This window comes from Pseudidiomarina tainanensis (assembly GCF_004214835.1).
GTDB classification, from domain to species: Bacteria; Pseudomonadota; Gammaproteobacteria; order Enterobacterales; family Alteromonadaceae; genus Pseudidiomarina; species Pseudidiomarina tainanensis.
Genome location: NZ_PIQJ01000001.1, coordinates 182,275 through 208,548 on the forward strand (window position 1 = coordinate 182,275; position 26,274 = coordinate 208,548).

Annotated in this window: 21 protein-coding genes and 1 pseudogene; 10 read left to right on the forward strand and 12 right to left on the reverse strand. The window is 46.0% G+C overall.

Annotated elements, in window-relative coordinates; genetic code table 11:
* Positions 1-18 precede the first annotated feature (18 nt).
* Positions 19-501: a BCAM0308 family protein gene (locus tag CWI82_RS00955; RefSeq protein ID WP_130202361.1), complete on the reverse strand. Its 483-nt coding sequence runs from the start codon at positions 499-501 to the stop codon at positions 19-21.
* Between the two features lie 207 nt (positions 502-708).
* Between CWI82_RS00955 and CWI82_RS00960 the strand changes: the two genes are divergently transcribed.
* A complete protein-coding gene (locus tag CWI82_RS00960; RefSeq protein ID WP_126759732.1) occupies positions 709-3,138 on the forward strand; it encodes a S9 family peptidase in 2,430 nt (809 codons plus the stop codon).
* 62 nt (positions 3,139-3,200) lie between these two features.
* Here the strand turns inward: CWI82_RS00960 and CWI82_RS11540 are convergent.
* Positions 3,201-4,393: pseudogene (locus CWI82_RS11540) on the reverse strand (benzoate/H(+) symporter BenE family transporter).
* Positions 4,394-4,449: 56 nt separating this feature from the next.
* Here CWI82_RS11540 and CWI82_RS00970 point away from each other — a divergent pair.
* Both CWI82_RS00970 and CWI82_RS00975 read left to right on the forward strand, forming a co-directional pair.
* On the forward strand, positions 4,450-5,112 hold the full coding sequence (locus tag CWI82_RS00970; RefSeq protein ID WP_130202362.1) for a phosphoribosyltransferase: 663 nt from the start codon (positions 4,450-4,452) through the stop codon (positions 5,110-5,112).
* Between the two features lie 95 nt (positions 5,113-5,207).
* On the forward strand, positions 5,208-6,800 hold the full coding sequence (locus CWI82_RS00975; RefSeq protein ID WP_130202363.1) for an ABC-F family ATPase: 1,593 nt from the start codon (positions 5,208-5,210) through the stop codon (positions 6,798-6,800).
* A gap of 31 nt (positions 6,801-6,831) precedes the next feature.
* Here CWI82_RS00975 and CWI82_RS00980 read toward each other — a convergent pair whose 3' ends face one another.
* A complete protein-coding gene (locus CWI82_RS00980; protein ID WP_130202364.1) occupies positions 6,832-7,737 on the reverse strand; it encodes an amidohydrolase family protein in 906 nt (301 codons plus the stop codon).
* Positions 7,738-7,890: 153 nt separating this feature from the next.
* Here CWI82_RS00980 and CWI82_RS00985 point away from each other — a divergent pair, with 153 nt between their 5' ends.
* The 6 genes from CWI82_RS00985 (at position 7,891) to CWI82_RS01010 (ending at position 12,043) form a co-directional block, all read left to right on the forward strand.
* Positions 7,891-8,250: a hypothetical protein gene (locus tag CWI82_RS00985; RefSeq protein WP_130202365.1), complete on the forward strand. Its 360-nt coding sequence runs from the start codon at positions 7,891-7,893 to the stop codon at positions 8,248-8,250.
* Complete coding sequence (locus tag CWI82_RS00990; RefSeq protein WP_130202366.1) at positions 8,247-9,329, forward strand: DUF2891 domain-containing protein; 1,083 nt, start codon at positions 8,247-8,249, stop codon at positions 9,327-9,329. Before CWI82_RS00985 ends, CWI82_RS00990 begins: the two co-directional genes overlap by 4 nt.
* A gap of 111 nt (positions 9,330-9,440) precedes the next feature.
* Positions 9,441-10,490 carry an isopenicillin N synthase family dioxygenase gene (locus tag CWI82_RS00995; protein WP_130202367.1) on the forward strand — a complete coding sequence of 350 codons (1,050 nt, stop codon included), beginning with the start codon at positions 9,441-9,443 and terminating at the stop codon, positions 10,488-10,490.
* Between the two features lie 105 nt (positions 10,491-10,595).
* A complete protein-coding gene (locus CWI82_RS01000) occupies positions 10,596-11,078 on the forward strand; it encodes a hypothetical protein (RefSeq protein ID WP_130202368.1) in 483 nt (160 codons plus the stop codon).
* Positions 11,071-11,286: a helix-turn-helix transcriptional regulator gene (locus CWI82_RS01005; RefSeq protein WP_130202369.1), complete on the forward strand. Its 216-nt coding sequence runs from the start codon at positions 11,071-11,073 to the stop codon at positions 11,284-11,286. Before CWI82_RS01000 ends, CWI82_RS01005 begins: the two co-directional genes overlap by 8 nt.
* A gap of 46 nt (positions 11,287-11,332) precedes the next feature.
* On the forward strand, positions 11,333-12,043 hold the full coding sequence (locus tag CWI82_RS01010) for a DUF4097 family beta strand repeat-containing protein (protein WP_130202370.1): 711 nt from the start codon (positions 11,333-11,335) through the stop codon (positions 12,041-12,043).
* A 137-nt stretch (positions 12,044-12,180) separates the two neighbouring features.
* Here CWI82_RS01010 and CWI82_RS01015 read toward each other — a convergent pair whose 3' ends face one another.
* The 8 genes from CWI82_RS01015 to CWI82_RS01050 form a co-directional block, all read right to left on the reverse strand.
* Positions 12,181-13,698, reverse strand: coding sequence for an acetyl-CoA hydrolase/transferase family protein (locus CWI82_RS01015; RefSeq protein ID WP_130202371.1), 1,518 nt, complete (start codon positions 13,696-13,698; stop codon positions 12,181-12,183).
* Positions 13,699-13,816: 118 nt separating this feature from the next.
* Positions 13,817-15,379, reverse strand: coding sequence for a phosphoethanolamine transferase (locus CWI82_RS01020; protein ID WP_130202372.1), 1,563 nt, complete (start codon positions 15,377-15,379; stop codon positions 13,817-13,819).
* Positions 15,360-16,049, reverse strand: a complete 690-nt coding sequence (locus tag CWI82_RS01025; RefSeq protein ID WP_233340169.1) for a phosphatase PAP2 family protein — start codon at positions 16,047-16,049, stop codon at positions 15,360-15,362. The genes CWI82_RS01020 and CWI82_RS01025 overlap by 20 nt, the downstream gene beginning before the upstream one ends.
* A 101-nt stretch (positions 16,050-16,150) precedes the next feature.
* Complete coding sequence (locus CWI82_RS01030) at positions 16,151-18,247, reverse strand: TonB-dependent receptor (RefSeq protein ID WP_130202374.1); 2,097 nt, start codon at positions 18,245-18,247, stop codon at positions 16,151-16,153.
* Positions 18,248-18,562: 315 nt separating this feature from the next.
* Complete coding sequence (locus CWI82_RS01035; protein ID WP_130202375.1) at positions 18,563-19,642, reverse strand: alpha/beta hydrolase family protein; 1,080 nt, start codon at positions 19,640-19,642, stop codon at positions 18,563-18,565.
* Positions 19,642-20,526, reverse strand: a complete 885-nt coding sequence (locus CWI82_RS01040; protein WP_130202376.1) for a S1 family peptidase — start codon at positions 20,524-20,526, stop codon at positions 19,642-19,644. Before CWI82_RS01040 ends, CWI82_RS01035 begins: the two co-directional genes overlap by 1 nt.
* Positions 20,523-22,385: an amidohydrolase family protein gene (locus CWI82_RS01045; protein ID WP_165383856.1), complete on the reverse strand. Its 1,863-nt coding sequence runs from the start codon at positions 22,383-22,385 to the stop codon at positions 20,523-20,525. The genes CWI82_RS01040 and CWI82_RS01045 overlap by 4 nt, the downstream gene beginning before the upstream one ends.
* Before the next feature lie 92 nt (positions 22,386-22,477).
* Positions 22,478-23,983 (reverse strand): winged helix-turn-helix domain-containing protein, encoded by a 1,506-nt coding sequence (locus tag CWI82_RS01050; RefSeq protein ID WP_130202378.1) that lies wholly within the window; start codon positions 23,981-23,983, stop codon positions 22,478-22,480.
* 84 nt (positions 23,984-24,067) lie between these two features.
* Between CWI82_RS01050 and CWI82_RS01055 the strand changes: the two genes are divergently transcribed.
* Complete coding sequence (locus tag CWI82_RS01055) at positions 24,068-24,853, forward strand: hypothetical protein (RefSeq protein ID WP_130202379.1); 786 nt, start codon at positions 24,068-24,070, stop codon at positions 24,851-24,853.
* Here CWI82_RS01055 and CWI82_RS01060 read toward each other — a convergent pair.
* Positions 24,819-26,078, reverse strand: a complete 1,260-nt coding sequence (locus CWI82_RS01060) for an amidohydrolase family protein (protein ID WP_165383857.1) — start codon at positions 26,076-26,078, stop codon at positions 24,819-24,821. The genes CWI82_RS01055 and CWI82_RS01060 overlap by 35 nt on opposite strands.
* Positions 26,079-26,274 lie beyond the last annotated feature (196 nt).

The following is a 26,274-nucleotide window of genomic DNA, read 5'->3' on the forward strand; positions in this document are numbered from 1 at the left end:
CATATGAGCCATATCAAGTTAGCGCCGCCACGAGGCTTCACAGTAATCTTCGTTATAGCTAATTTCAAACTTTCCATCATAGGCTTGTTCTAGCGCATGACCAATTCGCTTTGGATGGTGACCATCCGTGAAAGTAAGCACTGTTTCATCAGCATCAGAGTGCAGATCAATAAGTCGGTTCAGAGGGTGTTGTTTGGTTTCGACTTCGATGACGTGTCGAACAAGCCCGAGCACTTCATCTCGGTGCGCTTGAAAAAAATCACCGGCAAGCTTCAAGCGACCGTTTGACTGCCCATTTTGAATTAATTCGCATGCCGGGCAGATTACCTCTGCGGCATCAGGTTCTGGCCGCTCGAGCCACTGCCAACGAGAGTTTTGATACACCACACCACACTGTGAACAAACCGACGGACTCTTTAATTTGTGTGGCGATAATTTGGGTTGCCAAACGCCTCGTTGACCAAGCGTTTTTTGCGGATCTTTGGGAAAGTGAGAGCTCATGATTGACCTCCTCGATACAACTCGCTGTACCAATAGTGAACGAAGTATAGTTAGTGATTGTGAGACTGTCGAACTTCCCTCTCGAAAACAAAATTAGTTAGTAATAATGCGTTGAATCACATGATGTTTGCGTTCGAGGAAAACGGCCAGTTGTAAAATTGTGTTAACTTGATAACAACAACTAAAGACAACAAAAAGGCATTGTTTATGAACAAACCTTCCGCATTGAATGCATTGGTATTAGCGCTGGGGCTTGGCTCGTTTTTGTTAAGCTCAGCACCGATTAATGCTAATCCAGTTAAAATTGATTACCAGCAGCCAAGTCAGGGGCTAATTGATATTGTTGATGCTGCTCCGTCACCTGGCGGTAGTTTGAGTCCAAATGGTGATTTGCTGATGGTGATGAACTATCCGTCGCTGCCAACTATTGCGGACGTTGCCGCTGACGAGCTGAAACTGGCCGGACGTCGCATCAATCCGGCCAACTATACAGTTAGCCAAGCTCGATACATAAGCTCGTTAGGGTTCGTTGATGTCGATTCAGGCGAGAGTCTGCGCATTAAAGGGTTACCTGAAGAATTGAAAATTATTGGCGCCAGTTGGGCGCCTAATGGCGACTATGTCGCGTTTGCACAAATGACAGCTGAAAACGTTGAACTTTGGCTTGTCGATATTGAAAAAACTCGAGCGAAGCGTTTAACCAAGCAGTCCTTGAATGCCGTTTGGGGGCCGATGCTAGAGTGGCGCCATGATAGTGCAGGATTGTATACCTACACCGTAGCAAGTGGGATGAAGAAACCAGCGCTGAAGACAGTACCGACCGGCCCAGTCATCACTGAGAGTATGGGGCGTAACGCTCCTGGTCGTACCTATCAAGATTTGCTGCAGAATAAACAAGATGAGTTGCTCTTTGATTATTATTTCACCAGCCAAATCAGTTTTGTTGGCGTGAATGGTCGTACGAAAGAAGTCGGTGAGCCGGCTATTTATCGTAGCGTAAGCACCTCGCCAAACGACGAGTTCTTGCTAGTTGCGAATATTGAACGCCCATACTCTTATGCCGTGCCTTGGTACCGCTTCCCAGTCACAACAAAAGTCTGGAATACGAGTGGCAAAGCGGTTTATACCGTTGCTGAGCAACCGTTGGCCGATAACTTACCGATCGCTTTTGACGCGGTTGAACAAGGACGCCGCTCGATTAGCTGGCGTAACGACGCGGATGCCACCTTAGTTTGGGCAGAAGCCGCCGACCAAGGCGACCCAGCTGTTAAAACTGAAATTCGTGACCGCGTGTATCAACAAGCAGCGCCGTTTAACGAAGAGCCGCAAAAACTACTCGATTTAAGCAAGCGATACTCGCGTTTATTGGCTGCTGATGCTGACACCATGTTGGTGTGGGAACGTTGGTGGGCGGACCGCGATGAGAAGCTCTGGTTGGTGGATGGTACAGGCGCAGCCGAGCCGAAACTTGTTTGGGAACGCTCGTGGGAAGATCGCTATAACGATCCAGGTCAACCGTTCACCGTGCAACAAGATGGTCGAACGTTACTGTATGTTGATGGCGACAATATGTTGCTAAGAGGTGCTGGCGCTTCCGACGAAGGCGACCGTCCATTTGTGGACAGCTACAGCCTTGCGACCGGCGAGAGCGAGCGTTTGTGGCGCAGTGAAGCACCATATTTTGAGCAGCCGCGTGACATCATTGATGCCGAAGAGCTTACCTTCTTGACGCAACGTGAAGGTGTCGATGATCCTGCAGACTTCTATGTTCGCGATCTCGATGACAACAAACTTCGCGCTTTGACAGAAACGCCGCACCCTATGCCACATACATTAGGCATTACGCGCGAACTGATTACTTATAAGCGTGAAGATGGCTTGCCAATGTCTGCGGAGCTGTATTTACCCGCTGGTTATGACAAAGACCGCGATGGTCCATTGCCGACTATGGTTTGGGCTTATCCACGCGAATACAAGAGTTCAGCTGCCGCAGCGCAAGTTTCGGGTTCGCCATATGAATTCGTTCGCATTAGTTATTGGGGTCCGCAATACCTCGCGACGCAAGGCTATGCGGTGCTTGATAGCGCCACCATGCCAATTGTTGGGGAGGGTGATAAACAACCGAATGACACCTTCATTGAGCAATTGGTGATGAACGGTAAAGCGGCGATTCAAGCGGGTGTTGAGCGCGGTGTGACCGATCCAGAACGTGTAGCACTTGGCGGGCACTCCTACGGCGCCTTTATGACAGCAAACATGCTGGCGCACAGTGATTTGTTCACCACCGGTATCGCTCGAAGTGGCGCGTACAACCGCAGTTTGACGCCATTTGGCTTCCAGCGTGAAGAACGTACTGTTTGGGATGACCCTGATTTGTACATTCGCATGTCACCGTTTTTCCATGCGCATAAAATCAACGAGCCATTGTTGATGATTCATGGTTCTAACGATAACAACTCAGGTACTTTCCCGATGCAGTCTGAGCGTCTGTATCAAGCCATTAAAGGCTTAGGTGGCAGTTCGCGCTTGGTCATGTTACCGCATGAGTCTCATGGTTATCGTGCACGTGAATCAATTCTGCACATGTTGTGGGAGCAAACACGCTGGCTCGATACCTACTTAAAAGAAGAGAAGTAAATTTTATTTTCGGTGACTTTAAAACCCCAATAATTGCAAAGTTATTGGGGTTTTTTGATGGTCTATTTTCCCGCCTGCTTCGATTTAAAGTGCTGCGCAAGGTAGTACGCCACAATGCCAATCAGTAACCCCCAGAATGAACTATTAATTCCGAAAAAATGTGTCCCGGATGCGGTGGTTAAGAAAGCCAAAATGGGCGGAAGTTGATTATTAGCGTCGCTAAAAGCTTTAAACATGTTCGTACTTAGCACCGGTAATAACGCTAGGCCGGCGATGGTGGCAGTAACGGCGGCAGGTAACATTAGAAACAACCCAACAATTGCCGAACTTGCTAAACCAGCAAGGAGATAAAATATACCGCCGGCTACGGCTGCTTTGTAACGCTGAGAGCTATCTGGATCAGCGTCTGACGATTGGCAAATAGCGGCTGTAATTGCTGCGAGGTTTATTGCAAAAGCTCCCAACGGCGCAAGAATTAAACCAGCTAAACCGGTTGTTGTAAGAAGTGGCGACATGGGGGTGTATAACCATTGCTACGCAGCATCATTATGCCTGGTAGGTTCTGCGACACCATTGTCACAACAAATAATGGAATACCAACCCCAATCATTAATGACAAATCAAACTCAGGCCAAACCCAAACCCATGCCGGCATTGAAAATGTTAATTGGGAGAAATTAAGATCTTGCATGAAGGCTGGTAAACCGATCGCCAGCAAGAGAACCCAGAAAAATACAAACTGTGGGGTGAAATAACGCAACACAAAGAATGCAATCACAAGCGAACCAGCGATAATCGGTTGCTCATAAACTGCCGGCATGACCGCCAATACAAATTTCAACAAAATACCGGCGAGAATCGCCGCGGCTACCGATACCGGAATGTACTTTATCAGGCGATCTGAAATGCCGATTAAACCAAACAGAACAATAAGCGCAGACGAGAAAATAAAAATACCAACAGCCTGAGATAGTGATACGCCCTCGAGTGCCACAATGAGTAACGCAACGCCGGGTGTTGACCAAGCCGTAAATATGGGAGCTTTATAACGCAACGACAAAACAATACTGGTCATGCCCATAGCGAGACCAAGTGCAAGTAGCCACGAACTTTGCACCGCAGGCGAACCATTGAGCGTTTTCACCGCTTCAAGTATCAGTACCACGGCACTGCTATAACCAACAAATACGGCCGTAGCGCCGGCAGAAATGTGTGATAGAGAAAATTTCATGCATTTGTTTCCAAAACGGGACATCGATGAACTATTGTCATATTAAGCATATTGCCGTTTTTAGGGAACGACAAAACCGAATGAAGTTACCATTTAAAAATCGTCGAGAAGCCGGAGAACAACTGGCAAGCGAATTAGCATCGATGACCAGTCTCACCAATGTTCTTGTCTTGGCACTGCCGCGCGGCGGTGTTCCAGTGGCAGAGCCAATTGCGCAGCGGCTCGGCGTGCCGCTTTCCGTTTTACTTGTTCGAAAATTGGGTGTTCCTGGTCAACCCGAGGTAGCGATGGGCGCAATTTCAGAGAACGGTGTTCGTGTACTTAACAATGAGATAGTGGAAACTTTGGCGATTGATACGCGCGAGATCGCCCGTATCGAACAACGTGAGCGCCAAGAACTAGAGCGCCGTCAACAACTCTATCGCTCGGGAACTCCATTACCCAAAGTTACGGGAAAAACTGTCATTTTAGTTGATGATGGGCTGGCGACAGGAGCAACAATGAAGGCAGCGATTAAAGTGCTTAAACGAGATGAAGCCGGCACTATCGTGGTGGCAGTTCCCGTTGCCGCCCGCGAAACCGCGCTGGAAATACGAAGCGATATTGATAGGTTGGTCTGTTTGGCGAAACCGTATCCGTTTGCTGCTATCGGTTATTGGTATCAGGATTTCTCGCAAGTAAGAGACGATGAGGTGCTAGAAATTATTCAGCGACATTCATCTAAATTCGGAAACGCAGTATAAGCGCTAATTTTATTTGCTGAAACCGCAAACTTCCTTTGTGTTTTTCGTCCAAACCACGTAGATTACGCGCCTATTTTTTGTTCGGGTGTTTAAACGTGATTTCTGCTGCAAATATCACCATGCAATTTGGTGCAAAACCTCTTTTTGAAAACATTTCTGTTAAGTTTGGCGAAGGTAATCGCTATGGTTTGATTGGCGCAAACGGCTGCGGCAAGTCAACGTTCATGCGTATCCTTAGTGGCGAGCAAGAGCCATCAGCCGGAAACGTTTCTATTGAACCAAATATGCGCGTGGGTAAATTGCGCCAAGATCAGTTTGCCTACGAGCAATACAGTGTCATTGATACGGTGATTATGGGCCATGAAGAATTATGGCAAGTAAAAGCCGAACGCGATCGCATTTATGGCATGGCCGAAATGAGCGAAGAAGACGGCATGCGGGTGGCTGACCTTGAGGTTGCCTTTGCTGAAATGGATGGTTACACCGCTGAGTCACGTGCAGGTGAACTTTTATTAGGCGTTGGCATTCCGTTGGAATCTCACTTCGGATTAATGAGCGAGATTGCGCCGGGCTTAAAGTTACGTGTGCTATTGGCGCAAGTGTTGTTCTCTGACCCAGACATCATGTTGCTTGACGAACCAACCAACAACTTGGATATCAACACCATTCGTTGGCTGGAAAACATTCTGAACGATCGCCAAGCTACCATGATCATTATTTCGCACGACCGTCATTTCTTAAACAGTGTGTGTACGCATATGGCGGATATTGATTATGGCGAATTACGCGTTTATCCCGGCAATTACGACCAATACATGTTTGCTGCGACGCAAGCGCGTGAGCAATTGCTCAATGATAATGCGAAAAAGAAAGAGAAGATTGCCGAATTACAACAATTTGTGAGTCGCTTCTCGGCAAACGCCTCGAAGGCAAAGCAAGCCACGTCACGTGCAAAGCAAATTGAAAAAATCCAGCTTGCCGAAGTAAAAGCTTCAAGCCGAGTTAGTCCATTTATTCGCTTCGAACAAGAAAAGAAGCTCTATCGATTAGCGCTTGAAATGGAAGGCGTAAGCAAATCATTCGACGAACTACAGGTGCTTCGTAAGTTGAGCGCCATGATTGAAGTCGGCGAGAAAGTCGCGATACTCGGTGCCAATGGTATCGGCAAAACCACGTTGCTCAAATGCTTGGTTGGGCAACATCCAGTTGATAGTGGCATGATCAAATGGTCTGAAAACGTCAATATTGGTTATTACGCACAGGACCATGCCGATTGGTTTAAAGAAAAAATCACTGTATTTGACTGGATGAGTCAGTGGAAGCAGCCGCACCATGATGAACAAGCTGTGCGTGGCGTGCTTGGCCGTATGTTGTTTTCTCAGGACGACATTAAAAAGCCGGTCACAATTTTGTCGGGTGGCGAAAAGGGCCGCATGATTTTCGGAAAGCTGATTATGCAGCGTCCGAACATTTTGATTATGGATGAGCCGACCAACCACTTAGATATGGAATCGATTGAAGCGTTGAACCTCGCGCTTGAGCATTACGACGGTACGTTACTGTTCGTGAGTCACGACCGTGAATTTGTGTCATCGCTCGCCACGCGCATCATCGAATTGACCGAGAGCGGCATGCGAGACTTCTCAGGCACTTATGACGACTATTTGCGCCAGCTAGCTGTTGATTAATGCCATAAATATGAGTGCGGCAATTGATTTCTTAATTGAAGAATCTTGCCGCATTTTCGTACGTGATCTTCCTTCTTTGTCGCTCGGATAAAAACTCAAAGCTTTCTAGTCGGTCACGTATAGCTGTCAATGGCATGTTATCCGTTCCCAGCAATAATCGATCTTCTAACCCTGCATCAATAAAGCTCTTGAGGAGCCTACGGTGAAGTGCGACCGGCATCACACTATTGAGAATTGACATGTCCGCGTAGACGTTTGGAAATTCTTGCATTAACTCGATAGCTTCTTTGTGAAAACGAACTTCGCCCGCATGCATTAGCCAGATCTTCAATTGAGGATGTTGCTCGAGTACAGGTTTTAGTAAAAGCGGATTACCTAACTCGGCACTGAAATTAGGGCAACATCCTTCTGGGCGCTCTCTGGGAGGTGGGCCATCTGCCGCATGAATTCCCACGGGAATCGCCATTTTTTCGGCAAGAGCAAAGTATGGTTGAAGCTGTTCATCGGTTGGTGCCATGCCGTAATAAACGTAGAGCAACTCTCCCATAACTGTCATACGGCCACTAGTAAATTGCTCTTCTAACCAGTTGATATCCGGCCAACCGTTATTGTCAGCAAAGCATGGATACATTCGTGGATAAACACCGTCGGTACAGGGAAAAGATGCGCCCACTCGGAATCGCGACGGTGCTTTTTGTTGCCATGCATAGGCGAGCTCGTTATCTGCACCCGAGAGGACTGCAAATTGAACATTGTGTTCATCCATTTCTGCTAAAACAGAATCAACCGTAATCCCTCTCTCATTTGTCGCATGCAAATGCGCATTGATGATAGGTGGTGGTTCGCCAGTGCGATTGCTTTGTTCTTGCGACGAAGCCGCTAGCACCGAAAAAGTTGCGAACGTTAGCATTCCCAAAAGGGTCAATCGTAGCCACATAATCAAGGCCTCGTCATCATGGTTTTGGAATAACAGTTCAACTATAGCCCATTCTCAGCAAAGCAGAATGAAGAGGTTTTCATTACCTATAAGGCAGGGCATTATGTCACTCTGACTATCGGTAAAATGATCACACTCTCTCGAGGTATTGAATTGAAATATTACCTATCAGCATTGGTTCTTGGCCTATCGGCTTGTGCGACAACGCCGCAATTCAGTCATTTTGAATGTTTTGAATCGCGTGAACAGGCCCAGCAAGTTGGTAGTAATATTTTTCATGCAGGATTTACCGAACATGTTGGTCATCGGCTAGGGCTTTCGTCGATTAGCAGCGTAAAGGGGCTAGGGTTAACATGGGGCGGAATTGAGCCGACTGATTACTGTGAGTCGGGACATCCGTTAATTGTCATGTATGACTCGAGTGATTCCGATTATGACTCAGAGCAGGTGATGTTTTGGAGTAAGATAATTTTTCGGGAAATGATTTCTGAAGTTAAGAAGGCAGAACAATGAAAAAATTAACGAGCGTTGCAGTTTTTCTCTCTTTTGGGTTGCTTGGACAAGCTCAAGCCAGCACCGAGAGTTCGCATGAATTAACACTCACTGAGGCGGACAAGTTAATCACGTTGCCACTGCACTGTGTTGAAACACCTTATCCATACAAAACTGGGATTGTGCTCGGTAGCGCGGAAGATCTAAAAGAACCTTCACAACATCATCCAATATTTTATGGTTGCTTTGATTGGCACAGCGCAGCCCACGGTTATTGGTCGTTGGTAACCTTACTCCGTCAATTTCCAGATATGGCGCATGCAACGCAAGCTCGCGAAGTATTAACGCGCAATCTCACCAAAGAAAATGGCCTGCGCGAAGCGGAATTTTTCGCCAAAGACATCAATAAGGCCTTTGAACGCACCTATGGCTGGGCCTGGTTACTTAAATTAGCGGATGAGTTGAACGCTTGGGATGATCCAATGGCGGCAGAGCTTTCAGCAAACCTGCAACCGCTGGTTGATGTGATTGTGCAGCGTTACATGGAATTTCTACCACAACTGGTTTACCCAGTGCGTGTTGGTGAACACACGAATACAGCTTTCGGATTGAGTTTTGCTTATGACTACGCAGTCAATCACGATTTGACCGAACTTGAGCAACTCATCGAAGCCCGAGCAAAAGCTTATTTTCTTACTGATAAAAATTGCCCAATCAGCTGGGAGCCGAGCGGGTATGACTTCATTTCGCCATGTTTAGAAGAAATTGGTCTGATGCAGCGCGTGCTACCCCAAAAAGAGTTTCTCGTGTGGTTAGCTGAGTTTATGCCGCAACTTGCTGATAAAAATTATCAGCTTGAAGTCGGTCAAGTTAGTGATCGCAGCGATGGCAAGTTGGTTCATCTTGATGGTCTGAACTTCAGCCGCGCTTGGAACTTGTATGCGCTCGCCAATGCTTATCCACAGTACGCTCATTTGCGGGCATTAGCTGATAAGCATTTTGCTCATTCATACCCTAATTTAATCGGCGATAGCTATGAAGGCGGGCACTGGCTGGGTAGTTTTGCGATTCAGGCACTCAATCAGTCACAAGCACAATAGATAGGTAAACGTAGCGGCTATAGCGAAACAATCTAACTTAGAAAAATTCGTTCGTTCATAATTTGTACATAGAGGCTTATATTGAGCGCCACTACCTAATAGGAGGCGCTCATGAACGCTGCGACATTACCGATTATCTCTTTAACATCACTTGATTCTGATGAAGGCTTGGCGCAGTTGCGCCACGCCGCAAGTGAAGTTGGCTTCTTCTATCTTGTCGATCACGGTATCAGTTCTGCTGCGCAGCAAGATTATTTAGCACTTAGTAGAGCATTCTTTCAGCTTTCAGCTGAGCAAAAGCAAGCCGTTGATATGCTCAATTCCCCGCATTTTCGCGGTTATAACGCGATGGGGAATGAAATGACCGCCGGTCGGCTTGATGCGCGCGAGCAATTCGACTGGATGAATGAAGAGCTGGCGCTTTCCGCTGAGCAACTCAAGTACCCTTGGCAAAAGCTGATCGGTCCGAATTTGTGGCCAAGCGCTATGCCAACACTCAAACCGACATTAACGAAGCTACAAACTAAGTTAAGCGACATTACGGTTGATTTACTCCAGAAGCTTTGTGAGTCACTGGGTGTTGATGCTCATGCACTTGATCATACCATTGGTGCGCAGCCCTATACTCATGCCAAACTGATTCGTTATCCGGCGCAACAGTTGCCACAACAAGGCGTTGGTGCGCATAAAGATCCGGGCTACCTGACATTGGTCATGCAAGACTCACAAAGCGGCCTCAAAGTGGAACGTGGTAACGAGTGGATTGATGTCGCACCAATTCCGGGCGCTTTAGTCGTGAATATTGGTGAGTTATTGGAGCTTGCCTCGAACGGATTCTTAAAAGCAACCAATCACAAGGTTGAAAGCCCAATTCAAGGTGAAGAGCGTTACTCCATTGCTTTCTTTATGGCTGCCCAATTATCCGCGACAGTACCGGTACTTTCTTTGCCGCCAGAGCTGAAATCGCGTGCATTAGGTCCATCGGTTGATCCGAATAACCCACTACTGACCGATGTCGGCAATAATGTGCTGAAAGGACGCTTACGCTCGCACCCTCACGTAACACGGAAGCATTACTGCGATAAACCGTTAAGGCATTTATTAGCGAAAAGCTTCGCACATACGCCGACCGCTGACATTTGTGATGAGTGCCGTGCTTAATCGAAACTTTTGATAAAATGATACCCTAAGGTTGCAAAATGATACCTTTAGGTTATATTGTGAAACCTAAAGGTATCATTGTGATGCCTCCATGAGGATACGTTTATGTCGAAATGGTCAGCAGAAGCGCAGGCGAAATCGCTCAAATATGGCGCTTATATCTCGCTTATAAGTGGTGTTTACTTCACGATTATGTTGGTGTCTAAATGGTTGGAGCTTGCCGGTAAGAATGTTGGTGAGTGGCCTAATATTCTGATGGTTCTTGTCGCATTACTATTTGTAGGTGTCGTGGCACGAATGAGTGCAGGCAGTCATAAGCTAGCCGGTGGCTGGCGCGAAATGCTCGGTATTTATAGTGACGAATTCACGCGTGAAACAAGTCGTAAAGCCAATGCGCGAGCGTTTGTCGGTTTAGTCATTGTGTTGATTCCGGGTGCATTGATTGGTGACAACCTCGAAGCAACGCTTATTGGAAGCTACGTGACGGTCAGCACTTATAGTTTAACGCTCATCGTCGTCGGAACTTTAATGTGGTCATTGTCGGTGTTGTGGGAAATGCGAGACCAAGGAGACGATGATAATGGATGATCAGGTTCTGAATAATTTGCCAACATTTCGAGTAAAGCATGGCATGTCGCAACAAGAGCTGGCTGATGCTATCGGGGTATCGCGCAAAACCATCAGTACCATTGAAACACGTCGGTTCACACCGTCCGTAGTGATTGCTTTAAAGTTGGCAAGTTTCTTTAACGTGCCTGTTGAAGAAATTTTCACTTTAGAGGTTAGTTCATCATAATGAATCTATTATGGTAGAGAACGTCAATCCGCATAAGGAAATCAAAATGAAAGCAATGGTACTCGCGCTGACTTCGTTAAGCCTGTTATCAGGCTGTGTGGTCTACGCAAATGTGTCAGATGATGGTGATTTTTGGAGCGATAGTGAGCTTCAACATGAAACACGGAAGCTATCGTTAGATATGACTGATATTGAAGAAATGAAGGCTGATACTGGTGCCGGAAGTTTAGAAATTATCGGTGAAGCGGGTCGTACCCGAATTGATGTGGTTGCAGAGGTTTATTATCGTGACGCTGACGACATTCAGTTGTCGCTAGAGAAAACCGGCGGTAACGCAGTTTTAACTGCCGACTTTGCGAGCAATTCCTACCGGGGTGACAACCCTTATATCAATTTAACAGCGCGTGTACCGGCTGCGCTCAGTATTGATTTGAATGATGGGTCGGGCTCTATCGTACTGCGCGACGTGATGGGTGATCTCGCTATCGAAGATGGTACAGGTAGCATCACCATCGAAAATGGCGGGAATGTTGAAATAGATGACGGCTCGGGCTCAATCACAGTGCGAAATCTGCGTGGTAATCTCAATATTGAAGACGGTTCAGGCTCCATTGATATTCAACAAGTGAATGGCAAGGTGACGATTATCGATGGTTCTGGCAGCATCGAAGTACGCGATGTTGGTGATTTAAATATTATTGAAAGTGGTTCTGGTAGTTTGCGCATTGAAGGTGTTGGGAGTTCTCTTTTAAATTGACGAACAGTGAGAGATCGCTGACACCGCAATGAACGTTGGTTAGAACTGATGACGTTTATTCATTTCAACGTTCGCTCGCGCTACTAGCAATTCAGGCGCTGAACAATTGAAGTAATTGCTCAGCGCTCCCGGTTTAATTACTTCATATCACCCGTTTGTTCAAAGCGCTCATGCCAACTGAGTGCTTCATTTAGAAGGTGCGGAGTATGCATACCACGACCGCTGGCGCAGGCTCGCTCGAAGTAATCGTGTAGCTGGTCTTTGAAATCAGGGTGAGCGCAATTTTCAATGATTGTGCGAGCGCGTTGGCGTGGTGAAAGCCCGCGCAAATCAGCTAAACCTTGCTCGGTCACGATAATCTTTACGTCATGTTCAGTATGGTCGACATGCGAAACCATCGGCACAATCGAGGAAATTTTGCCGCCTTTTGCGGTCGATGGCGACATGAAGATTGAGAGATAACCATTGCGAGCAAAGTCACCGGAGCCGCCAATGCCGTTCATCATGCGGGTTCCCATGATATGGGTTGAATTTACGTTACCGTAGATATCCGCTTCAATCATGCCATTGGTGGCAATAATTCCTAAGCGTCGCGCGACTTCTGGGTGATTACTAATATCTTGCGAGCGCAACAGAATTTTTTCGCGATAAAACTCAATATTCTCATCAAACTTAGCTAACCCTTCAGGGCTTAATGAAAAAGCGGTTGCCGACGCCATCTGTAGCGTGCCGGATTTCAGCATCTTGAGCATACCGTCTTGAATAACCTCGGTATAAGCCGTCAGATTTTTATATGGACCAGTGTCGAGTGCCTCAAGTACTGCATTCGAAATATTACCCACGCCAGACTGTAGCGGTAGCAATTCTTTGGGTAACCGGCCAATTTTTATTTCACGTTCAAAAAAGTCCAAAATGTGTTCAGCGATTCGCCGCGAAGCTTCGTCTGGTTGCTTAAATGGCGTATTCCGATCCGGTGCATTGGTTTCAACAACAGCAACCACTTTTTCGATCGGACAACGCAGATATAGATCGCCAATACGCTGATTCGGCTCAGTCAACATGATGGGCTTACGGTGCGGTGGCAAAGCGGCGTCATAATAAACGTCGTGCATACCTTCTAAGCGCTCATGCTGCTTGTAGTTTACTTCGAGGATGACTCTATCCGCTTGCTCAATCCAAGTTTTGTTGTTACCAAGCGATGATGATGGAATCAACGAACCGTCTTCACGAATCCCAACAACCTCAATGATTGCGATATCCATTTTTCCGAAAAATCCCGACCATGCATACTGCGCTACTTCGGAGAGGTGGTAATCGGCGTAGTTCATGGTGCCAGAGTTAATTCGGTCACGACAAATCGGATCGCTTTGGAACGGCAAACGCATTTCGATACCATCCACTTCAGCGAGTTTGCCGTCGAGCTCTGGCGCGGTTGAAGCGCCAGTTAGAACATTGATACGAAATGGTTTTCCACCTTGCGCATTATGAGCTCGAATGCGCTCTGCTAGCGCACCAGGCACTGCTTTGGGATAACCGGCTCCAGTGAAACCACTCATGCCAACATTAGCGCCAGGCGATATAAGTTTTGCCGCTTCTTCGGCGCTCATGACTAAGTGCTTCAGTTCGGGACATAGAATACGGGAATTTTTAGACATGACATTACCTGTAGGTTAACTCACAAGACTGCATTCTTTGTGTATTAATGGGATGCAGGTATAAAGGGCGATATTGTACGCCGAACCTTCAGGCTTGAGGTGTGGTTACGACCAAAGTCTAACGGTGATGAGATGTCAAATCTAGTCGACTATCATAAAGTTCGGTTTTGACTTTGAAGTAACCCAGCAATGTATGTGAAAGGTTGTCATGACTTACTTGCTGGTTGTCAGTTCGAGCATTCGCTTTGAAGTGATTACTTGGCCAGACAATCCAAGGAATATGGGTTTGTTCTTTTGGCGCTAACCATTTCGGCAAACCATGCAAATACACCCCATTGTCGCCGAGTGATTCACCATGATCAGAAACATACATTAAGCTGGCGTCTAGTCGCATATCGTTCTTCAGTAACTCGATAATGGCCGCGACCATTTCGTCAGTCACCACCAGACTGTTGTCGTAGGCATTCACAATTTCTTCGCGTGCACATTCGGTTAGCTCTGCGCTAGTGCATTCTGGCAAAAACTTTTTTAATTGCTCTGGTGATCGCTCAAAGTAGGCTGGTCCGTGACTCCCCATTTGATGGAGAACCACTATCGAATCGCCTTTCACGTTCTCGATCCACTCGTGAAACAGATCGATGAGCGCCGTATCAAAACAATCTTGATTTGCTGCACACATCTCGGGAGGTATTTTGAGGGTGTTGATACGGTCACAGACGTTTTTACAACCGGAGTTATTCTCAACCCAAGTCACATGAATACCAACGGTGTCTAATACGTCGAGTACGTTCGTCGTATTACGTGCTGCTTGATCATAATTATCTGCGTTGTAGAAGCTAAACATGCACGGTACCGAGATAGCTGTGGCGGTGCCACACGATACGGCTTCATCATAGCTTGCAATTTCACCGGAGCGTTCTAATTGCTCAAGCCGCGGCGTGGTTGGACGTGGATAACCATTCACCGAAAAATGATCGGCGCGCGCTGTTTCACCGAGAATAACCACCATAACTTTCGGCTTGGTTTCTGCGCTTATTTCGCGAAACGCATCTTCACCTTGCGTCACAAATTCAGAGGGTTTGCTGAGCTTTTGCTTGGCAACGGAGACGGAGGCTGAAATAACATTAAAAGGCACAATGCGGTATTTGATATCGCGATGATTCCGAAAAAGAGAGGCAAAATCATCATAACTTGTCATCACAATTCCTATTGAAAAAATTGTAAAGCAAAGCCCGATAATCACGCCCTGTTTCAATCTTTTGAAAAATCCAGTCGGGAGTATTTTGAGAAAGGCTAAAATTAACGCCGGAACAATCCCCATAAAAATGACGTAAAAAAACAGGCCGAGGGATAGTTGGTCATGTGCTTCTGCTGGGTCGGTCTCCAGGGCGTTAATCAACATGTCTGGATCAATCAAGATGCCGTATTGCTGCATAAAAAATGCAGCTGGCGCCGCCAACACGATCAGACCTATCGCCACCGGCTTGAAAATATTGAGTATTCTCGCAAGTACCAAAAGTAGCCCATATACGCAGGCGACGAAGGCTAATAATTTAATCTGGGTAATAGGATATACCGCATAATTCTCGAGCGAATCGCGTAAAGCGGCTGAATACGCTAAAACTAACCATGCGGTTACGCAAAGTAATATCGTCGAAAAATTAACGTTGATTCGCTTCATGGTGCTTACCAAAATGATGAATAAAGAACGATACGCTCCAACAGATAAATGCGGTGGTGATGTCATCTAAAAAGAAATGAGCCCCGCGTAATTGCTGAACCAGTCCAAGTGAGAATCCCACGACAATAGAGCTCACCAGTGCAAACTTCGCTAAAGTGATCCGGTTGTTCTTCCAGAAGAAATAAAGTGCCAGCCAACTAAAACCGATACTGGAATGGCCTGCAGGAAAGCATCGGCCGGGTGCGAAACTACTCTCTCTGAAGGACCAAAAATCGACATATGGCTTAGCGCCGCCGTATAGACTGAGATCCCATGGACAGTCCATTCCCAGTGTGGCTTTGAGATAGTTGACGATTCCGAATGACAGCAATAACGAGAGTAAAAGTAAGGTATATCGCCGCCGTTTTTCGCGGCGACCAAAAGGAGAATAATGATAAATCGTTAAAAACAAAACCAAAGCGATAGCGACAAAGTTAAGCTCGCGCACGCCATTATGAAGAATATCTTTGGTAATAAAGTGGTCACGTAAAGACCACTGAAAGCCTTCTAATCGATAGATATAGTCAGCCAGCAGAAACTTTACGTCGGTGACTTCTATGACCAGAAATAAAGCAGAAAAAATGACTGCTGTGATCAACCAATTTCTGGTGCTATATGAATTTTCTACCATAGCGATACCGTTACCATCAAAACGATGCGTAACGGTATGCTATTGAACAAAGATTAAGTAAGGCTTAAGAAGTTTTAATATTTTGGTAACAATGATGCCGATTAAAACGACCCGACGAGTGACAATGCGGCATTGAGTGGCGCCCCGACTGTTACCTGATGCGTTGAGTGCGCATTCGGGAAATAGAGCTCATCGGTCAGGTTCTCAATATTCAACTGTACTCGCATATCATCAGAAATTTGGTAATACGCTGATGCGTCAATGCGTGTATAGCTTGGCATGACAGCTGTATTGCCGTTGTCGATGAAGCTCTCATCTTGGTACGTCGCACCAAGTGCCATGCCGAACTTATCGGTAAACTGGTAAGTATTCCAAACCGAGAAAGTCTGTTCAGGTAACTCACGTGGTGTGCGACCAGTTGGGCCTGCGCGATCCACAATTTCACCATCGAGATTGCTGTAGTTAGCCGTAAGATACCAGTTGTCCGTGACTTGGCCTTTGAATTGTAATTCAAAACCATTAATGTCCGAGTCAATAATATCTAAGGTCGACGGGTCGTTGTCGGCTGGCTGCGGCGAGCTTTGTTCATTTTCAAAAATCGCTGCCGTGAAACTCATACCTGGCACAAAGTCCCATTTAACCCCGATTTCGCGATTGCTGTAAGTATCTGGGTCAAGCTTGTCATTTTCGCCGTTAATATCCGTATATTGTTCACCACTGCGTGGCAAAAATGAGCGGCTGTAACTTGCATACAGCGAGACATTTTCCATCGGTTTATAAATGATACCAGCACGAGGTGAAACTTCATTGTCGGTGCGACTGCGGGCTTCTAATACCGCTGGGTCGGCGTTGAATACTTCAATATCAAATTGATCAAAGCGCGCACCGAGTACCACATCAAAGTAATCCGATAAGGCAATTTCGTCTTGAACGTAAACCGATACCACGTCTAATTTCACGCGCGTGTCATCATTCAGATCGCTAAAACTTACCGTAAAGTTCTCGCCATCCGCGTTGACACCGGCAAGCCCATTGATGTTGATTGGACGCTGAATATCAAATAATTCCTGGTCAGAACCTGTGGTGCTGAATACTGGATTAAATCGATTTTGATCGGAGTGGGTCGAAATCAACTCTGAGCCAACAATGAGTGTATGACCAATATTGCCAGTTTCAAATTCGCCAACAATATTACCGGATAGAATCAAGTTATCGCGAGATGTGCTGTCAATGTAGCCATCAAGCTCAACAACGTTGTTCGTTGCATCGTAGTCGCTCGCGTAGAAGTTTGAGTACACTTTTTCATAGTCGCCGTAAAATGCACTGAAGTTACCTTTTACGGCGTCACTGAATTTATGTTCGACTGCGACTCTGAAAATGTGTGCTTCAACATCGTTATAGTTGTTCTGCGGATCACCAAACACGATATCTTCGAAGGCTTTAACAGGGCGGCCATCGGCACCAGTCGGAACACCACGATCGATGAAACGCTCATGATTCACATATTCATAAGAAAGATTAAGCGTGGTGTCGTCGGATAATTCAAATCGCGCCGTAGGGTTAAAGCCATAACGATCGCCATCATAAAAATCACGATGGTTTTCAACGCGCTCGTACATGGCGTTAATTCGTAACGCTGAGCTGTCGCTCATGGTGACGTTCGTATCGATAGCGGCGTTTAAGCCACCGAAAGAGTTGACCGAAGTTGTGTAATCGGTAAATTCGCCACCAATATCAGCCTTCTTTGAAACTCGATTTAAAATACCACCGGTACCGCCACGACCAAATAACAACGCATTCGGGCCTCGTAGTATCTCGACCTGCTCAATGTTGTATAGCGCACGATAGTACTGCACGTCATCACGGTTACCATCGAGATAAAAATCAGCCGTTGAGCGCACACCACGGAAAACCACAGCGTCGCGATGGCCTTCACCTTGCGTCGTATTCACACCGGGGGTGTAGTCAATAATCTCACCAATGCTGGTAATCCCGCGCTCTGAAATTTCTTCGGCGGTGATGATGGTGAGACTCTGTGGCACGTCAATAATAGGTGTCGGGGTTTTCACGGAATTGGATTCACTCACCGACAAATGTTGACCCCTGACTTCAATTCGCTCGACGTCATTACTTTCCTGTGCGGTTGCGGTATGGCTCATTAAAATGGCCGCAGCGATAGTTGTAAGTCTGAATTTCACGTTGGGATCTCCAATTGAGTGTCAGTAAATTTTCTCAGTAGCGTCCGCCGAAAGGGCATGACTTCGCAAACGGAGGGCATGTTAATGCGAATCATTCCTAATTGCAACAAGCGCGATGTAAAATTGGAGATCCTGATAATGCGCAATTATTCTCAGTTTTTTGTAGGCAAACGTGAAATACCCCAAAAAAACACACCTAAACCACATCCCATAAGAAATAAAAACAATCCGATTCCTACCGGTGAACCCCAAGATAAAATGACCATTAGCTCGTACATTACTATTCTCCTTTTGCAACGATTGCTGTTACATCAATTAATCATTAGATGTTATTGATTTAACCACAGCTTTAGTGTTGAGCGGTAGCTCTGATCTCGATTGAGCTTTATTTAGATGCCGCTTAAACCAGTTATCTATTGTAGCAACGACGACTTCTCGTTCACCGCGAATCATATGATTTTCACCAGCGAAAACTTTAAGGTGATGTGATTCAATGTTTGCGTCTAGACGCTTTGAAAAAGTTCGCGCTGATTGCACTGAAACGCGCTCGTCATCTTCGCCGTGTATCTGCAAAACCGCGACATGTCGTGGTAACCTTTCTGGCCATAAACTCGCTGAACGGGTATACAGTTGCTCAGCTTCCTTTGATGAGTAGTCGGGAATCAATGCACGATAGACTCGTTCCATTTCAGGGCGAAACTTCTTCATGTCCACCAGATCGACAAGACCTCCGACAACCGCTACAGCACGATATTTTTCGATGACATTTTGCGGTGCATCGCGTAAAGCCATAAAGGTATTCATCGCGCCGCGTGAAATGCCCAACATGAACCGCTGATTATCGTTTGTTTCAGGCATATCCGCTATGATTTCACCAAGCGCCAAAACATCTTCTACGTCACGACCGCCAAACTCGTCCACTCCCTCAGAGCGTGGGCTACCGCCGCGATATTGAGTTGCTGCAACAACATAGCCTTTTTTTGACAACGGAATGATGAAGTCGAGTAATTGCGCGAGGGTAATCGCACCAAATCCTTGGTTTCCTCCGCGATTATAGAGCACCATAGGTAAAGGTTTAGACATTGGCGAGTGTTTCGGTTTAACGACAAAAGCCTGTACTGAAGTACCATCAAAACTTCGGTAAACGCCTACTGTGCAGTCAACGCTGGCGACGGCATCGTTAAAGCGATCTTCGTCATAGCGCCATGAGATTAACCATGCTTTTAACCAGCCATTGCGCTCGCGTATTAAGTCAATCCAAGCATCATACGTTGGAAACGATTGAAAGCAGCTTCCGGCGGCCTGAAACTGTTTAGCGACGCTGGTCGAGTGCGCTGTAATTGGCGCGAAAATTAAAAGTGCTAGGCAAACGAGAGTTACGATTTTCTTAAGCATTATGATTCCTTAACCGGGGTATAATTTATTTGATGACAGATGCTATCGATATCATCGATGCCAGGTTGCACAAATCGCTCTGCCGAACTCATTTCGCGACGTTGTCGTGGTGTAGCAGCGAACATCGCCTCGATCCATGGTAGATGAGCAGAAACTCTGGTGTAGACTTCATTGACACCGTACTCGCCCATTTCTTTAAACCACGAGTCAGCGCGTGAACTTATGCCCAACAACCAATACTCTCCACCACGTTTGATAAATGCCGGGCCACCGCTATCACCGTTGCCGGAAACGCCCTCCAGCGGCAAGGCTTTTACACCTTTGTCAAAAGTAAATGTGATCTCATTACCTCGAGCGCTTTCAATGCGATTTTGTGCCTTACGCAAGACACCGGCATTTTCTTTGTAATTGACGGTTTGACCTGTTAAACCATTTCCAGTGCCGCCAGAACCAATAAACCAGACATCCTTTCCCACCTCATTACTACCCGCATAAAGACGAGCGGTAACTGGAGAATTTAGTGGCTCGGCGAGCTCAATAAGAGCGATATCATTATCGCCATTGCGTTCATAATCCGGATGACTGTATCGCGCTTTGACCTCGACAATCTTGTCGCCGATTCGAATTGCCGTTCCTGGAGTAACACAAAAAACAGTATGGGCGGCGGTCACAACCCACTTTTCATGAACTAAGGTGCCATGTGCACCAATTTTGTAGAGTGTTGCCAAAGGTGGAAAATCTGCTTGTGTTGCGAGATAAGATCCATCTTTGACGTCGTGGCGAATAACAATGGGGGTTGCAACAACAATAATAGAAATAGTACTGAGCCCTATACCGAGAACGCAATTGCGCCACGAAGCTAAACGCTGCTTTATGCTCATCATTTATTCTCCTGAAGGTCGATAATATTACCGTTTGCAATTACCAGAGCAGGCGCTAACAAAGTATTGGTGTTTTGCAACGGATCTTGGGTCAGCAAATTAAAAGTGGCTGACTTCCCTGGCGCAATAGAACCTTGCTTTTTCTCTATTTGATATGCGATAGCATTCCCCTCGGTTAAGGCATGCAATATTTTTAAGTTATCCAAACCGGCGTGTTGCCAAGCATTTATTTCTTCGGCTACTGAATAGGCATGCAACGTCGCCGGGTTTCCGGCATCCGTACCGAATCCAAGTCTCACACCGGCGTTTGCCACGGTGAATAAGTTTGCTACCTGTATTTGTAGAATTCGCTCCGAAAACAAAGTTTCTAGCTGTGCCACAATTGATTGTTCTTGAGGCGTTAGACTTGAACGCTCCTTTTCACTGCTATCAACAAACGGGACATAACGCGTAAAAAGCTGAAACATTTGATCCGTAGCGGACAGGTTTTCATTGAGTTGTGCAAAAGAATCGATGATGTAATGATCACCAAACTGGCGTTCGAATTCAGAGAACGTGAGTTGCCTTTTAAATATATCGAGGTAGTGTTCATAAGCCGTTAGGGTGGGCATGTAAGTAACGTTTAATGTTTTAGCAAGCTCAATAAATTCATCATCTACCGGCGCAGTCATAACACCGTGGACTAAAATATCGGCACCAGCTCTAATCGCCGCCTTTGCATAATCTAAATCTTGAGCGTGCACGGCAATAATCTGCCCCAGCGATTTTGCTTCGTTAATAGCCGGAGAGAATAGCTTATCTAGCTGACTAGGGCTCAAACCTGCCTCGCTGGTAAATACAAATTTGCTGATCTTCGCACCAAACTGACGCTGCATTTTCACTGCGGCAATGGCTTCAGCTGAAGTTTCGGTGTTTAAAAAGGTTGGCCCTTGAGCACCATTGAGCGCTGGTACCGGCGTCGCGCTAATTAGCTCGCCAGCGCTTATAATCGATGGGCAATGCGACTCACAGTTGAGTTGATTTCGAACGTGAAGACTTTTAGTCGGACCACCTAAATCTGCAATCGTCGTGATCCCAAGACTCACGTAATCTTCCAGCAGAGAGGGAAGCTGATCAATGAGCCAACTCTGATCGTCACCATAGCTATGAATATGGGTTGCACCAATCATATCCGGACGCGTAAATGCGCTACCGCTTTGCGATAAGTGCACGTGTCCGTCCACGAGACCAGGAATGAGCCATGTTCCGCGACCATCAATGAGTTGTGCGCCGGCAGGAATTTCTTGGCTGGTTGGATTAACGGCTATAATGAGTTCATCTTTGACAATGACGGTTGCAGGATGCCAAGCGTTCGTACCAATTCGCTGTAACTTTCCGCCGTAGATAGCCTTCACTGAGTTATCTTCTCGAGTTAGCCGACAGAACTCTGAGTCAACAGCATACAATTTTATTTTATTTGTATGGTGCACCTCGACACATTGCACATTTTTATCGAACTTCTGCTTGCTAACGACGCTAAATTCGCCTTTCTTCTGATTGTAAAAGCGGTATCGGGTGGCTTGGTTTGAACCATCAGTCACTGCACTAATTACACTGCCGACTAGTGCGCCCGCGAGCATGCCAGAAATCATGTCTTCGGAGTCACCATCGATCTCAGTAAACAAGCCGAAACTTGCGCCGGTAACAGCTCCTTCGGGAATACTTGAATTTAATGTCACAGGTTCTTGCTGAAGTAAGATGGCGTGGTATCGTTGATTAGCCTGATTTAGGTTGGTTCGCTCAAATCCCGAGCTGGAACATGCTGTAAGAGCGGCTATAAAGCTAAAACCTATGAATGATTGAGCGAGTGCGTTTAATTTCATGTTTAATTCCTCTGTTCGTTGTTTGAACAGCATGGCAAAACACGAAATATAAGGCTTAGAATTCTTTTATAAGAATTCTATAATCTGTAACACTATGTTTTTATAAGTTTAATTTTATAACCTTCAATAATCTTCCTGACGACCTCAAGGTCTCGTTCTCGTACAATTTTCTCAGCAAGCTCCAATTCAGCTTTCGCCTTAGTGGTGTGTCCTTGCGCTAGGTAAAAATCAATATAATCGAGGTGGCCTTGTATAATACCGAGCGGGCAGTTTAGTAATTGTTGATAACGAAGAGATTCTGCAAATAAAGGCTCTGCTTCAGAAAAGCGTTGTTGCTTGATGAGGATTTGGCCTTGCATCGCTTTAGTATAAGCATGGTAAAGCCAGTCTTGTTGTTCTTCAGCAACAGATTGTGCAGCACTTAGGAAGTGACTCGCTGCAGGTAAGTTTGTTTTCATGAGCGCCACACCTTTCAAATAAAGTAAGCGACCGCGCAAGGTTTGCTGTGGTGATTTATTAAGCGTTGCTAGGCCTGATTCAATATGAGGCAAAGCAGACTCTATATTGCCTAACTGTAAGTGGCTACGGGCTAATAGAAAGCGTTGCATCGGCTCATCAGGGTGCTCAACAATAGCGCTTTCAAGAAAAGGAATTGCCGACTGTATTTCACCTTGTGAAAGCAACGTCATCGCTCGGTGAGTTAAGGTTGTGGTTAAGGCAGAGACAGTTCCGCGGTGTGGGCGAGGCAGCTCACCGAATAGTTGCAGCATTAATGCTTCGGCGTAATCATTGACAACCTGTTCAATCGTACTGCCGTGAAGCACGCCGTGCTGTTGTGAACCACCTCGCTGCCACACAGTAAAAAGTAAAGAATACTCTCCGGGCACACCATTTAATTTACTACTGACAATTTGCGTTGCTCCAGATACGGCGAAATAGTCGGTCGGTTGTTCAGTTTGTTTTCTATCCATGATATCCAGCACATCACTAGCCTGGAATATCGTGCGATTACTCTCTGTTGGAAGCCTTTCGAGTACTGACTGTAAGGCGCCAAAACCAAGACCATGGTCGTTATTGGTGAGTGCGGTTGTATCAGTTGGCAATACCATCAATGCTTGATGATCGGTAATGTTGAAGCGTGGATCACTCTGACTCCATCGCTTCAATCTGCCATTATCGATAAACGTATACCAACCAACTGCCACTAAACCGATTAACAAAACAACAAGAAACGACATCAAAAGCCCATGTGGCTTGCGATGTTTAATCAACTGCTCTGGATTTTTGCTTTGGCTCGATGCATGTAAGACAACGGGTAATACCCAGCGATAACCTCTACGCGGGTATGTTTGAATCACAACAGATGGTTCGAATTTGCGACGAATTTCGTTAATGGATTGGAATACCGCTTGCTCTTCCACAAAACTATTTTCCCAAATTGCATCCATGATTTGCTCTTTGGAGCAAACTTCTTGTGCACGCTCGGCTAAGAACTTTGCAACAGCGTAGGTTTTGGGACGCAACTCAATGTGTACATCCCTGAATAGCAATGTTCCTGTAGCGTCATCAAAATAGACTGGCTCTGCATTTTCAGGCATCTAACCGGCTTCCTTTCTTTTGGGATGAACTCTTTAAAATACTTGGAGTCTTTAAATTCACGAATTCAATCGAGTATATAAAAAATGTTACTTAAAAAGCCTCTTTTACTGATCGGCAGTTTATTGCTATCGGCATCTGTTTCAATTGATGCTTCTGAGCCAGATGTTCGTGCCTTTCAGCAACAACTTGAGCAAAGCTTATTCGAATTGCCGGCATTACCCGATAAGACGCTGCAGGTTACTCTTAATGCTAGTTTTGAAGCACTCAACTTACGTCATGATAAACGCGAGTTCGGTCAACTTACCACTTTCGTGCGAACGAACGCTGACGGCCTAGAAGTCATTTACCCGGCCACCTTAATCAACCTTTTAAATAAAGGCCGCAGTAATGAAACATCATCAGAAACTGCATTTGCGATGGAGTATTTTGATGTCGCCGAATTGGTTGATCTATTCCATCCACGTGATGCCATTATTGAGCGCATCCGTACCGGCACTCTTGTTCGCGTTGTGTCAATACCAGAGCAAAAACAGCTTCGATTTGAATACGCTTTACCTCTTGAAGCACTGATTGATGATGAAGAACTTCGCGGTTACGTTAATGAATTTGAAGCAAACTATCATTTGACCGTTACCGATGACCTTCATCCAATTAAAGCAGAGCTCAATTTTTATGGTGATGGCAGCGCCTACTTCTTTTTCGATGTAAATGCTGCCGGTAAAAGTATAGAGCACTACGCACAGCATGATGGCTATTTATTTGTAACTGAAAGCAAGTCTAGCCAAGATTTTGAATCCACTTTTAGCGAGCGTCGCTTCAGCACCTCTTTTGTAGCTAGCCAAATATCAGATAATTCAAATGCCGAATAACACTCAACAGCCAGTTTGAATGCTGATGAGCCTCAGCATGCAGTTGATTGAGGTCTTCGCTGCTAAAAACACGACCTTGTTGTATCACCATGAGGGGATTACGCAAGGTATGTATTGTGCTAACTGGGTTTTCGTTTAAAACCACTAAATCAGCCTGAAAGCCCACCGCAATGCGCCCAAGTTGTTGATCCATATCTATGCTTTGCGCAGCATTGACCGTTGCTGCAGTCAGTACCGCATAGGGTGGAATACCAGCTGCAACCATCAATTCTATCTCATCGATTGTGGCTGGTCCCGGTAGCCCAGTTAATGCGCCTGCATCTGAACCCAGTACAAGTTTAACGCCGCGCTCGTGCATGAGGCGGGTTAGGTGATGTAGGTAGGCATCAACCTCTCGATTGTATGTTGCCAGTTCTGGCGATGCATTTAGCCAACGTTTAAACGATGTTTGCTCATAGATGAAGCGGGCGAAAGGAGTGATTGCCGCTTGATCAATTCGCTGTAAATAGTCAGCTTTTTTATTGCTTAACTGCGTTAACTCATGATTCACAGCTAAAGTTGGAACCAAAGCGACATCGTGTTCGACAAAAAATTGCGCTGCTGACTCGGCTTTCGAGTCGTCAAAAGTTTGCCCTAAAAAGCCATCGTAGATCTCTTCGCTATGCTCAAAGGTACGCAGTGCGCCATGCTTTTTAAGATTTTTATGCATCAAATCATACGAAGGGTGTCCTGCTACCATGACACCAAGCGTGTTCGCTTCGGCTAAAATCGCACTGTAAGTTTCTGCATGTAGACCTTCGTAGACTTTTATAAAATCATAGCCTTCGGCAATATAATCGCGCACAGCCTGACGCGCTAAATCAGGGTTGTTTACTCGGAAGTGAGCGAGTGGATCGCCTTGTTCAATGCTATTAAAAATAGGGCTCGACACCACCAATCGGCTGCCAAACCATTCACCAGATTCGAGTTCATGACGCCATTTTATATGGTAAGGAAAGCCGCCCATGTTACGCACGGTAGTGACCCCTGCGGCTAACGCTGACTTGGCATAACTACGATCTAATACATGCACATGTGCATCGATTAGACCCGGCATGACGTAGGCTTGTTTGCCATCAATGACCGTGAGTTCACTCTCAGCTACTTGCGCTATGGGGCTTATCTCTGTAATGACGCCATTACGCACAACAATCGTGTGAGCTGGAAGCACTTTCTGCCCACCCATCGGTAGTATGTTTACGTTGTTAAGGATAAAGCTTTGGGGTCTTTCAAGAGTTAACTCAGTCTCGCCGCGTTCGAGGTCTTGATAGAGCCATAGCAGCGCTGCGATTGAAAAAAATGTGAGTAGTAGTATCGCAGTGCCGCGCAGACACCTCTGTGGAAAGGTTCTCAATTTGCTAGTTTTCATATGGGTAGACTCC